Here is a 12,873-nt window from a genome sequence, read left to right as displayed (position 1 = left end):
AGCTTTCTAAATCCATCCCTTAAAATCATCATTATCCGGATCCATTTCAGCAGTCTTATGAAACGGATTCACTTATATCAATTAAAGGTTGAGGTGATTAGTTTGAGAGAAGCAGTCATTGTGTCACTTGCCCGAACCGCTGTAGGCAAGGCCAAGAAAGGAAGCCTGGCGGATACACGAGTAGAGGATTTGGGCAAAGCTGTGCTTGAAGCTGTTATTGCACGCGCGCCAGGGCTGAAAAAGGAAGATGTCGAGGATATTATCCTCGGCTGTGCAATGCCGGAAGGAGAGCAGGGGTTGAATGTTGCACGCATCATTTCCTTGTATTCCGGCTTTCCTGTTACCGTTCCCGCACTGACGATCAATCGGTTCTGCTCCTCCGGACTGCAAGCGATTGCATTTGCGGCGGAACGAATAATGCTCGGTTCTGCTGAAGTCATTGTTGCGGGCGGCGTGGAGAGCATGAGCCATGTTCCCATGACCGGCTTCAAGCCTGCTCCACATTACCGAATTGTGGAGGAGATGCCGGAAGTATATATGGGAATGGGACACACCGCTGAGGAGGTTGCCCGCAGGTTCGGGGTGAACCGAGAGTCACAGGATGCCTATGCCGTGAACAGTCACCGTAAAGCCCATGCGGCAATCGCTGCCGGCCGATTCAAGGCTGAAATTGTGCCTGTCGAGGTTACCCATACGACCATTGATGACAACGGGCGGATCAGGAACCGTCAATTCACTTTTGATACCGATGAAGGGGTGCGTGCAGATACCTCAGCAGAGGGGTTAGCCCGTTTGAGACCTGCATTTTCGGTTAAAGGCACCGTTACGGCAGGCAATGCATCTCAAACCAGCGATGGCGCAGCAGCAGTCGCTGTAATGAGCAGGGAAAAAGCAGAGGAGCTTGGGCTTAAGCCCCTGGCTACCTTCCGCTCGTTTGCCTTGGCAGGTGTGGAGCCGGAAATCATGGGGGTAGGACCTGTCGAAGCGATACCGAAAGCGCTGAGAATGGCGGGGATTGAGCTGGAACAAGTGGCGCTGTTTGAAATTAACGAAGCATTCGCTTCCCAGTGCCTGCACATCATCCGTGCTCTTAACCTTGACGAAGAGAAGGTTAACGTGAACGGTGGTGCTATTGCACTTGGTCATCCGCTCGGCTGTACGGGCGCGAAGCTTACCGTGAGCCTGGTATCCGAACTAGCGCGCCGTGGTGGAGGATATGGGGTGGTGAGCATGTGCATTGGCGGAGGGATGGGTGCAGCGGGGGTGTTCGAGGTGCACGCACAAAGCGCTGGAACAGCCTAGCTTGTACTCGGCGCTTCCATAAGACGAAGAATGGAAGCCCGTCTCCCCCTCTCACCCCACAAGGTTGAGAGAGGAGGAATTGCCCTTCAATCAAGGAGTGCAGCCACAAGCGGAGAGGGCGAAATCGGAGTGAAGAAGCGAAGCGTGCGTATTTGTCCTTGGATTCTCACCATTAAGGTGAATTAGAAGAATCCAAGGACAAGAAGGCTCGGACCTCGATTCGCCATCGAAGCGCTCACAGCAGCACTCACAGCATCAACGAATCACTCACATAAATAACAGACGACTTCCATAAGACGAAGAAATGGAAGTCAGTCTCCCCCTCTCACCCCACAGGTTGAGAGAGGAAGAATTGCTTTTCACGCAAGGAGTGCAGCAACAAGCGGAGAGGGCGAAATCGGAGTGAAGAAGCGAAGCGTGCGTATTTGCCCTTGGATTCTCACCATTAAGGTGGAATCAGAAGAATCCAAGGGCAAGAAGGCTCGGAACCCGATTCGCCATTGAAGCGCCCACAGCTGCACTCACAGCATCATCGAATCACCTAGCACACTCACTTCATCATTGAATCACTCACATATGAATATCAGACGACTTTCATTAGACGAAGAATGGAAGCTCGTCTCCCCCTCTCACCCCCAAGGTTGAGAGAGGAAGAATTGCTTTTCACGCAAGGAGTGCAGCAACAAGCGGAGAGGGCGAAATCGGAGTGAAGAAGCGAAGCGTGCGTATTTGCCCTTGGATTCTCACCATTAAGGTGGAATCAGAAGAATCCAAGGGCAAGAAGGCTCGGAACCCGATTCGCCATCGAAGCGCCCACAGCTGCACTCACAGCATCATCGAAGCGCCCAGCAGATTCATTTCATCATTGAATCACTCACATAAGAAAATCAGACGACTTCCATAAGAAGAAGAATGGAAGCCCGTCCCCCCTCTCACCCCACAGGTTGAGAGAGGAAGAATTGCTTTTCATGCAAGGAGTGCAGCAACAAGCGGAGAGGGCGAAATCGGAGTGAAGAAGCGAAGCGTGCGTATTTGCCCTTGGATTCTCACCATTAAGGTGGAATCAGAAGAATCCAAGGGCAAGAAGGCTCGGAACCCGATTCGCCATCGAAGCGCCCACAGCTGCACTCACAGCATCATTGAAGCGCCAACAGCCGTACACACAGCCATCATCAAATCACCCACAGCCGCACACACAGCAACATCATCGAGCCACTCACATTCATGAACATTCTTCATCAATCAACCATCCCCATTCCCGAAAGGAGCCCAAACTCATGAGCGACAACCAAACCAAAGAACCGAAGATCAAAGGTGGAAGCTTTGTCATTGAAAAGGCTGATCTTGACCGTATCCTGACGCCTGAGGATTTTACCGAGGAGCATCGAATGATTGCAGAGACCGTTCGAGATTTTATTGACGGTGAAGTGGTGACAAGAGATGAGGAGATCGAGAAGCTGAACTATGATCTCACCGTAGAGCTGCTTCAAAAGGCGGGTGATCTTGGACTGCTTGGAGCAGATGTGCCGGAAGAATTTGGCGGAATTGGACTGGATAAAGTGAGCTCGACGATTATCAGTGAATCGCTGGCGAAGGGCTCCTCCTTTGCCTTGTCCTTCGGTGCTCACGTTGGGATTGGAACACTGCCGATCGTATTCTTCGGTACACGGGAACAGAAGGAAAAGTACTTGCCCGATCTTGCCTCAGGCGCAAAAATTGCCGCCTATTGTTTAACGGAACCGACCTCAGGCTCGGATGCGATGAGCGCAAAGACGACCGCCGTGTTATCGGACGACGGTGATCACTATATTCTGAATGGATCTAAGCTCTACATTACAAACGCGGGATTTGCAGATATTTTTATTGTGTATGCCAAGATCGATGGGGAGCACTTTACTGCGTTTATTGTCGAGAAAGAAATGGAAGGCTTTACGCTTGGACCGGAAGAGAAGAAGATGGGAATCAAAGGATCATCTACACGCCCGCTATACTTTGAGGATGTTAAGGTACCGAAGGAGAATCTGCTAGGTGAGATTGGCAAAGGTCACCGAATTGCATTTAACATTCTGAACATTGGCAGATACAAACTGGCGGCAGGCTCCGTAGGAGCAGCCAAGGAAGCGGTTGAGCTCAGCACCAAATATGCCAACACACGTAAACAGTTTGAGACGCCGATTTCAAATTTCCCGCTGATCCGCAAGAAGCTGGCAGAGATGAATATCCGAACATTTGCAGTAGAAAGTATGGTATATCGCACGGCTGGCCTGCTGGATGAGGCAATGCAGGATATTGACTATACAGCAGATGATGCAGGAACACTGGCTGCCGCGGCAATCTCCGATTATGCCATTGAATGCTCGATCAATAAGGTGTTTTCTTCCGAGAATCTGGACGTCATTGCGGATGAAGGTGTACAAATTCACGGCGGTTACGGCTATATCCAAGAATATAAAATTGAGCGGCTGTACCGCGATTCGCGGATTAACCGGATTTTTGAAGGGACGAATGAGATCAATCGACTTTTGATCCCAGGCACACTGGTGAAGAAGGCGCTGAAGGGGGAATTAGCACTCCTCCAAAAAGCACAGGCCCTTCAAAACGAAATCCTGCAGATTTTGCCGAATCAAACGTTTGATGGTGTTTTAGAGCAGGAAGGGCATTTCCTGGAGATGAGTAAGAAGATTTTCCTGCTGGTTGGCGGTCTAGCCGTACAAAAATACGGAACGAAGCTTGAGAAGGAGCAGGAAGTGCTCGCAGGTCTTGCCGATATGATGATTGATATTTTTGCACTCGAGAGTGTGCTAGCCCGTGCGAACAAACAAGCAGCCAGAACCTCCGAGGACAAAGCGCTAAATATGATTGAAATGACAAAAGTGTTTGCTTATGAGGCATTCCTCAGAGTAGAATCTGTGGCAAAAGAACTGCTGACCACGGTGGAGTCTGGCGACATGCTGCGTATGCAATTATCCGTGCTCAAAAAGCTGACGAGAAGCAATCCGGTTAACACGAATCAGTACAAACGCAGCATCGCTGCCCGCGTTATCCATAATGAGCGTTATACGGTTTAATCTGAAGAGATCAGATGGTATTGGATGAGGAGTAGGTCAGCGAGGAAGCATTCTCGATAAAAGAGAATGAAAGGGATGATTATCATGAACGATAAGCCCTGGCTGCCGTTTTATGAGGCCGAAGTGGCCCCGACGTGTGAGTATCCGAATCAGAACTTGGCTGCGTTTCTAGTCACATCAGCACAGAAGTTTCCCCATCGGCCTGCGATGTATTTTATGGGCAAATCGATTAGCTACAAGAGGCTGCTGATGCTGTCATACCAAATGGCCAATGTACTGCGCGGCTTAGGTGTGAAGAAAGGGGACCGGGTAGCGATTATGCTGCCCAATTGTCCCCAGGTGGTCATCGCGTATTATGGCACGCTGCTGATCGGCGGCGTAGCGGTGATGACCAATCCTTTGTACATGGAACGCGAGCTGGCCCATCAGATGAAGGACTCCGGAGCGAAAATCATCATTACACTGGATACCTTCTATTCCCGGGTTGAGAACATTGTGCAGGAGACGGAGATTAAGCACACCATCGTTACAGGTGTTAAAGACTATCTTCCTCTAATTAAGAAGTGGCTCTATCCGATCAAGGCAAAAAAAGAGGGACCCTTACCTGTAGTTCCTTACAATAACCAAGTTCATTCCTTCACGAAACTGATCAACATCGCCGCTGCCGATCCCATATTGGAGTCCGTCGATGCCAAAGAAGAATTGGCACAGCTTCAATATACGGGAGGTACAACCGGCGTACCGAAGGGTGTAATGCTCACACATATGAACCTAATCGCAAATACAATCCAGTCGGGAAACTGGTGCCACCAGGTGGAGGATGGTAAAGAGCGATATTTGGCAGCACTGCCCTGTTTTCATGTCTTTGGGCTGACATGTGTATTAAATCAGGCCATATACAGAGCCGGGCTGATGATCTTAGTGCCTAAATTTGAAGTGAATATGATCTTGAACCTGATTCGCAAGAAGAAGCCGACACTATTCCCGGGAGCTCCAACGATGTATATTGCACTGATCAATCATCCCAGAATCAAGGAATATGATCTATCATCAATTAATGCTTGTATCAGCGGATCGGCCGCGCTTCCTGTAGAGGTTCAGGATACATTCGAGGAAATGACGAAAGGACGGCTTATCGAAGGATATGGACTCACGGAGGCTTCACCCGTAACACATGCTAATCCAATATGGGGCAGACGCAAGATCGGCACTATCGGCATTCCTTTTCCGGACACAGACGCAAGAGTGATTCATCCTGAAACAGGAGAGGAGATGCCTGTCGGAGAGCCCGGTGAGCTGATTGTCAAAGGTCCTCAAGTGATGAAGGGATACTGGGGAAGACCGGAAGAAACATTTGAAACGATCCGTAATGGATGGCTCTTCACAGGGGATATGGCTACGATGGATGAAGAGGGATACTTTACGATCATTGACCGTAAAAAGGATATGATTATTGCAAGCGGATTCAACATTTATCCTAGAGAGATTGAAGAGGTGCTATATGAGCACCCATCTGTGAAGGAAGCCGTCGTTGTTGGGATGAAGGACAGCTATCGTGGAGAATCAGTAAAGGCTTATATTGTGCTTAAGGATGGAGCAGAGCCGGATCCAGCTTCACTCGAGCAGTTCTGCCGCAGTCAATTGGCAGCGTACAAAGTGCCCAGACAATATGTATTTAGGGAGTCCTTGCCCAAAACCATGGTCGGTAAAGTACTAAGGCGGAAATTGCTGGAGGAGGATGAGGAGCAGCCGACAGCGTAATTTAATGTCGTACGTCCCTTCAGCCCAGTATAGATATGCTAATACAGAAGGGAGGGAGCGCAGTGGTCAGGATCGATCGTGGGCAAGAAGATGCTCACAGCCAGACAAACGAACAACGAGAGTACCTTGAGGCGATTACAAAAGCAGCTGAATCTACGTTTTGGGGTTATTTAGGGTGTAAATTGGAGCAGGCGGGAAATGATGAAGTCATCGTGTCGCTTGATCCGCTTCCACATCATTTGAACCTCATTGGAATCGTCCATGGCGGTGTTCTATCTTCGTTATTGGACAATACGATGGGTGTTGCCGTAATGCTGAAGTATCCTCATCGTTCCAGTGTTACCAGCAATCTGAATGTACATTTTGTGAGGCCTGCGAAGCAGGAGTATCTTAAGGTTACCGGTAAAATTGTTCATGAAACGGGCCGATCCATTACGGCGGAATCGAGAATTACGAATCCTCATGGAGAGCTGATTGCACTCAGTACGGCATCCTTTAGACTCAAATAGCAGCGTTAGAGGCATGTAGGCGTTAAAATAGATCATTCGTTTATTGACGAATGATCTATTTTTGTTCGAATAAACCAGGTGTATATGGATTCAAGTAATGACAATATCCGAATATCCTGCAAAGATAGTTTGAGCTCCGGTACTAGTATCTGTCCAGACACCAATGTAACCCCCTGGAGGAACACTGATAATATCAATATAATCTCCAATCAGCGGAACTGGGGTAGGACTTGAACCGTTCGGATTAAATGAGACATTGGTGATCCGTGTGTTAGTAAAGGTCTGACCTCCATTGATGGAGCGGGCAACGTATACATCAAGATTAAACCCATTGATCTGATTGCTATAATAAATGATGTTAACGACTCCGGTAAGTGGATCGACATCAACGGAAGGGAAGAAGTTCTGTGAACCAGCCGGTGCGCCAGTAATACTTACAGGGGCAGACCAGGTTCCTCCGAGGTCTGTAGATTTGGACATAAATATATCCGAGTAGCCTAGTCGAAAATCCTGCCATACGGCATAAACGGCCTCTGTATTCGGACCTATAGAGCGATCAGTGGAAATGCTGGCAAAGGTAAGAACACGGAAGCCGTATCCGGTAACGGGAAGTACGGTGGGAACGAGGGAAACGGTGGAGACGAGAACTGGAGGCTCAAAGGTAACTCCCCCATCAAAGGAACGGCGAACAACAAAACGTCCTGTCGGATCAGTCGTGATCCAGGCTCCGTACACGGTTCCGGTTAGACCTACAGCTACCTCCGGACGTTCGACTTGATCCGCTTCACTAGATAGAAGTACAGGTGTCTGCCACGTAATACCACCATCGGTTGATCTGCTGAAGAAGGCTGTGGAGTTCCCTGCATTCGCTACATTAAACTGGTGATTGTAGGTCACATAGATATTTCCTAAATAAGGACTGGACTGAGCCGTATCGCATATGACATTCGTCTCATCATTATTTATATAAGTACCATATCCCTGATTTACTATTCTCGGTGCGCTGAATGTTGCCCCATTGTCGGTAGATATATAAATGATCGCTGTCCCGTCAGACGCGCCAGGAAAAGCATGGGCAGTAATGACAAAAATATTTGGAAAGGCATAAGCAACCGCAGAAGCCTCTGCTCCTGTGAACCCTGGAGGAAGGGGTAAGAGGGCGTTGGACCAAGAAAATCCACCGTTCAAGGATCGGTATACCCCAATGATCGGGACTCCTGTTGTTGTATCCACTGCGGTAGCGACCATGATGCCGGGGATTAGATAATTCACGGCGACACTAGGTTCGAACTTGGGATTACCAACTGGAGTCACTTGAAAATTAAAATTGGTCAACGGCAATCTCCCCCTTTCATTCGTCTTATCTATTCTTATTCTATATACACAGCATCGGTTCTGATTGGGACAACACCCGTTTTTGTCATAAATCCGCACATGTAAAGGTGTTAGTCTATAACTCTCTGAATCTGCTGAATATAAATGATAGTGTAAGATGAAAGGAGGAGAAAGGTATGCCCGTGTATACTACTGGACTTATTACAAACACAAGAGCTTTTGGTACAGCTGCTACGAATGCGGTAGTTAGTGTTCGAAATGTGGGGAACTCTGTTGCCAGTATCATCGTAGTGGTCTACGTCGTTCCAATAACCACTTTGACACTTACTCCGTTATATGTCTCCAGTTATTCGATCGCTCCAGATAACGCAGACATTCGCTCATTTAATATTGCAGGAAATGTGGCTTATGAAGTGCAGTACAATATTGACACGACCCTTACAGAAGCGGCAATATCTACTTTTGGTTTAGATGAATTTGGTAATCTTGTTACAGAGCAAGGTGTGCTTCAATCCGAACTGACTCCTATTTCTGCATTGTCCATTTAATACAGCCAAAGTTTCATTTTATAGAACATTTTATCTGCCCATTGTTTTATAACAATGGGTTCTTCGGGTTTGATCGAGTTGTGGGAATGAGGGTATCCGCACAATCCATTTGTCCAACGATTCATACACTATACCAAATGTGCGGAAGAGGTGATTGGGTTTGATTGATTTAGGTGTGGTCATGCCTGTATATGTACAGAAGCCCGAATTTCTCCAAGCAGCACTGGAGTCCGTGTTAAACCAATCTTTTAGCAAATTCAAGATGGTGATTGTAATTGATGGTGCTCCTGAGATGGAACCGCTGGTCAAGAGCATAGTGAATGGAGATCAGCGAGTTAAAATCGTAGCTTATCCTAATAATCAAGGTGTTGCGCATGCACTGAATACCGGATTCCAGCATTTGTTCTTGGATGAACATATCGAATATTTGACGTGGGTATCAAGTGACAACGTGTATTATCCCTATTATCTGGAGATGCTGCGCAGAGAGCTGAAGAAGGGATCTGATGAGTTAGGTTTGGTATACAGCTCCTTTCAGTCTATTGATAATAACGGAAGCCGTCTTCATAATGAGCATCAGCTGGCTGCACTACGCAAATACCAGAGCAGACCCAAGGAGAGGCTGCTGGATTCATCGATTATCGGTGTTTCGTTTATGTATAAGTCCAAGTATGCCAAAATGATTGATGGTTATCATCTTGTACCTGTAGAGGATTATGATTATTGGCTCCGTTTGACGGAGAATTGCGAGATTCGATATATCCCGGTCGAGCTGATGGATTACAGAGTGAATTCGACCTATAGCGTGTCGGCGACACTCAAATCAAGTGAGCAGCATCGAAGATGGAGATATACGTATCATTTGGCACGTCATCTGGCTCGATCAAGAAGAAAAATGAAGCCTCAAGTCACGGTGTTGTTCCCCATAAGTATCGCAGATGAAGCAGCTCTTATGAGATTGGAGAATCTATATGAGCAAAGCTTTAGTAATTACTATTGCTATGTGCTGGATCTGACCACAGATCAGAGTGCTCAAGCACTGTTGTCCAAAGTCCCCCATCCCATAACGGATTTCAAGTGGTATCCCACAGTAAATGAACTTGTAGCCAGTCTCATTGCGGTTCAGATGATTCAAACCCCTTACACGATGATTCTAAACAATGTATGTACAACAGACGTGGTGGAAATGGAAACCTTGCTAATCGAATTATCGAAGGCCGAGCCAAGCGCAATGTCTAATTATTACACACCAGATCATTCACAGATCGGTTATCGGTTCGCACCCTATTTGCCGCAGAAGCTTGATTATTATAACGAATTGTTTAAAACTGAGCAGCTTGTTCAGGCCATAAAATTTAAATATATGAATGCGTGGTAGTGGAGGATGAAAATACTATTTACTTTTTTTAATCCGAGCGGTGGTATGGAGACGCTAAATCGGATAAGAAGCAAGGCACTTATGGCTCGCGGGTATGAATGTCATCTATTATATGCGGTTGATGGTGAAGGACGTAAAAATATAAAAGGGATTAAAACGTTCGTAACTAATGATAACGAGGAAATCAAGCGTATCATTGAATCAGAGGATTATGACATCATCGTCGTTTGTACAGACATTCATCTGCTTCAAAAGGTAAAGGAAATGGGCTTTCGTGGCAAAGCGGTCTTTGAGATTCAAGGACTGGGTACGACAGACACTGCCCTTGAGCTGCTGAAGGTGTTCGATTCAGGAATTCGAGAATATGCAGACGCATTGTTATATCCCCGAACTTCACATTTAAAGCAGTGGTTTGAGCAAATCTTCCCTGCCATCCCGCAGTTCTGTTTTGATGATCCACTGGATACGGAGCACTTTGGATATGTGTCCTATCCCCCTAAACCCTATCCGATTATAGGCTGGATCGGCCGTATCGAACAGAACAAGAATTGGAGCGAATACTTAAGAATCGGTTTTGAGCTGCGTAAGCAGATTCCCGATCTGTATTTATGGATGTTCGATGATGATACACTATCCGATCCCTCGCAGAAAGATTATTTCGAATTTAGTGTACGTACACTAAATTTGTCTGAGCGATTGATTCGATACTCGAATATTCCTCATGAGCTAATGGCGGACTATTTATCAATCATTGGAGATTCAGGAGGATTCTTGTGCTCGACCTCGATTAAAGAGGGCTTTGGCTACGCTGTAGCAGAAGCAATGCTATGCAGATGCCCGGTACTATCTACCGACTCGGATGGAGTAAAGCGGTTTATTAAGCATAATGTAACCGGCAAATATTATAACCTCGGAGATATCAAGCATGCGGTAGGTGAATCTCTCACCTTAATGCGAAACCGAGGCTTAAGGAATCAGATTATTTCGGCTGCTGAGCAGCATATTAAGAGCGAATTTTCCACTTCTATATACTGCGATCAATTTGAGTCCATGTTATCTAGGATCACAAGATAATTTTTCGAACTAAATCATGAGTAGAGATGGGAGACTGCTCCCTTCTTTTTTTGTCTTTACTTCCTAATGTTCAAGATCTAGATTGGACAAGCTAGAAAAATGGAAATAAGTAATGAAGTATATTGGTTAAATAACTATATAAGAAAGTAATTAATATTTAAAGCTAGTTAAAGTCAGCAGAGAAGGGAAGTGCGCATCAACAGTTATGAAAAAGCAATGGTGGAAAGAAAGTGTCGTATACCAAATTTACCCACGCAGCTTCATGGATAGCAACGGAGACGGTATCGGTGATCTTCAAGGAATCATCTCGAAGCTGGATTACTTAAAAAAACTTGGCGCAGATGTCGTATGGCTGTGCCCTGTCTATGACTCTCCGAATGATGATAACGGCTACGATATAAGGCATTATCAGCAGATTATGGATGAGTTCGGGACATTAGAGGATTGGGAGGAGCTGCTCGAGGGTCTGCATGAACGTGGAATGAAACTGATCATGGATCTAGTCGTCAATCATACTTCAGATGAGCATGCTTGGTTCGTAGAAGCACAGAAGTCCAAGGATAATGTGTATCGAGATTACTATATATGGCGGCCAGGCAAGAATGGAGAGGAACCGAGCAATTGGATGTCTTATTTTCGCGGTTCTGCCTGGCAGCATCAGCCCGAAACGAATGAGTACTATCTGCATCTATTCTCCAAGAAGCAGCCGGATTTAAATTGGGAGAACGAGCAGGTACGCAAGGAAGTGTACCAGATGATGACCTGGTGGCTGGACAAAGGTATTGATGGATTTCGCATGGATGTTATTAATTTGATATCAAAGGATCAGCGGTTTCCAGACGCCGAGGAAACAGGAGATTCCTCCTATCATTGGGGAGGGGAATATTTTGTGAACGGACCGAGAGTGCACGAATATTTGCAGGAGATGAATTGGGAAGTTCTCTCGAAGTACGACATTATGACGGTAGGTGAATGTTTAGATGTATCACCTGAAGAGGCCGTTAATTACGTAGCGGAAGATCGCAACGAATTGAACATGGTATTTCATTTCGAGCTGATGAATGTAGGCAACGGACCGCTTGGCAAATGGGATATCATTCCATGGAAACTGAGTGATTTTAAGCGGGTAATGCACAAATGGCAGCAAACGCTGAAGGATCGAGGCTGGAACAGCCTGTATTTGAACAATCATGATCAGCCGAGAATGGTCTCACGTTTCGGAAATGATGATCGTTATAGAATAGAATCGGCCAAATTGCTGGGCACTCTGCTGCATACGCTGAAAGGGACACCTTATATATATCAAGGGGAAGAAATCGGAATGACGAATGTGAATTTTGCTTCGATAGATGATTATAGGGATATTGAAACCTTAAATATGTTCCACGAGTATACTCAGTCCGGGCATCAGCATGATCTGTTAATGCAGTCAATCTATGAGCGAAGCAGAGACAATGCAAGAACACCGATGCACTGGAATCAACGTGAACATGCTGGATTTACGACAGGTACACCCTGGATTCAGCTGAATCCGAACTATACAGCAATCAATGTTGAAGAGGCACTGTCAGATCCGAATTCGGTGTTTTACTATTATCAGAAGCTGATTCAGCTTAGAAAAGAACATCCTGTTATTGTGTATGGTGATTATGAGCTGCTACATGAGGAGGACGAACAGATCTATGCCTATACAAGATCACTAGAACAAGAGATGCTCATCGTTGTGCTAAATTTCTCAGAACAGGAAGCGGAATTCATGCTTAATGAAAATATTAAGTACTCCGATTCACAGCTGCTGATTCATAACTATGAAATTCAGGATAAGGGCATCTCTAAGCAATTCACATTAAAGCCATTTGAAGCAAGAGTATACAAGCTGTTGACATAAAGGGGAGAAT

The 12,873-nt window shown here is 46.2% G+C and carries 9 protein-coding genes; 8 read left to right on the top strand and 1 reads right to left on the bottom strand.

Translation table 11 applies throughout. The annotated features are described in order from the left end of the window. The first annotated feature begins 102 nt into the window (after nucleotides 1–102). The 4 genes from BLW49_RS00665 to BLW49_RS00650 all read left to right on the top strand — a co-directional run bounded on the left by BLW49_RS00665 (nucleotide 103) and on the right by BLW49_RS00650 (nucleotide 6,640). Complete coding sequence (locus BLW49_RS00665) at nucleotides 103–1,302, top strand: acetyl-CoA C-acyltransferase (RefSeq protein WP_090722596.1); 1,200 nt, start codon at nucleotides 103–105, stop codon at nucleotides 1,300–1,302. Nucleotides 1,303–2,579: 1,277 nt separating this feature from the next. Next, nucleotides 2,580–4,370 (top strand): acyl-CoA dehydrogenase family protein, encoded by a 1,791-nt coding sequence (locus BLW49_RS00660; RefSeq protein WP_090722594.1) that lies wholly within the window; start codon nucleotides 2,580–2,582, stop codon nucleotides 4,368–4,370. An 84-nt stretch (nucleotides 4,371–4,454) separates the two neighbouring features. Further along, the gene (locus BLW49_RS00655; protein WP_177178607.1) at nucleotides 4,455–6,131 is read left to right on the top strand and encodes a long-chain-fatty-acid--CoA ligase; all 1,677 of its coding nucleotides are present in this window, start codon (nucleotides 4,455–4,457) and stop codon (nucleotides 6,129–6,131) included. Nucleotides 6,132–6,193: 62 nt separating this feature from the next. Next, a complete protein-coding gene (locus BLW49_RS00650; RefSeq protein ID WP_256209522.1) occupies nucleotides 6,194–6,640 on the top strand; it encodes a PaaI family thioesterase in 447 nt (148 codons plus the stop codon). 90 nt (nucleotides 6,641–6,730) lie between these two features. Here the strand turns inward: BLW49_RS00650 and BLW49_RS00645 are convergent, their stop codons facing one another. Next, entirely contained in the window at nucleotides 6,731–7,975 is a 1,245-nt protein-coding gene (locus BLW49_RS00645) for a sialidase family protein (RefSeq protein WP_256209521.1), read from the bottom strand. A 176-nt stretch (nucleotides 7,976–8,151) separates the two neighbouring features. On the opposite strand from BLW49_RS00645, the gene BLW49_RS00640 reads away from it, so the two are divergent. From BLW49_RS00640 to BLW49_RS00625, 4 genes are all read left to right on the top strand, one after another. Beyond that, a complete protein-coding gene (locus tag BLW49_RS00640) occupies nucleotides 8,152–8,523 on the top strand; it encodes a hypothetical protein (protein WP_047914261.1) in 372 nt (123 codons plus the stop codon). A 160-nt stretch (nucleotides 8,524–8,683) separates the two neighbouring features. Next, nucleotides 8,684–9,901: a glycosyltransferase family 2 protein gene (locus BLW49_RS00635; RefSeq protein WP_090722589.1), complete on the top strand. Its 1,218-nt coding sequence runs from the start codon at nucleotides 8,684–8,686 to the stop codon at nucleotides 9,899–9,901. A gap of 6 nt (nucleotides 9,902–9,907) precedes the next feature. Further along, nucleotides 9,908–10,975, top strand: coding sequence for a glycosyltransferase family 4 protein (locus tag BLW49_RS00630; RefSeq protein ID WP_090722588.1), 1,068 nt, complete (start codon nucleotides 9,908–9,910; stop codon nucleotides 10,973–10,975). A gap of 205 nt (nucleotides 10,976–11,180) precedes the next feature. Continuing rightward, entirely contained in the window at nucleotides 11,181–12,863 is a 1,683-nt protein-coding gene (locus tag BLW49_RS00625) for a glycoside hydrolase family 13 protein (protein ID WP_090722586.1), read from the top strand. The last annotated feature ends 10 nt before the right edge of the window (nucleotides 12,864–12,873 follow it).

It is taken from the genome of Paenibacillus sp. PDC88, from assembly GCF_900106725.1.
Classification (GTDB): domain Bacteria; phylum Bacillota; class Bacilli; order Paenibacillales; family Paenibacillaceae; genus Paenibacillus; species Paenibacillus shunpengii.
Note: the sequence above shows the minus strand (reverse complement) of the source record. Positions and strands in the feature narration are given on the sequence as shown.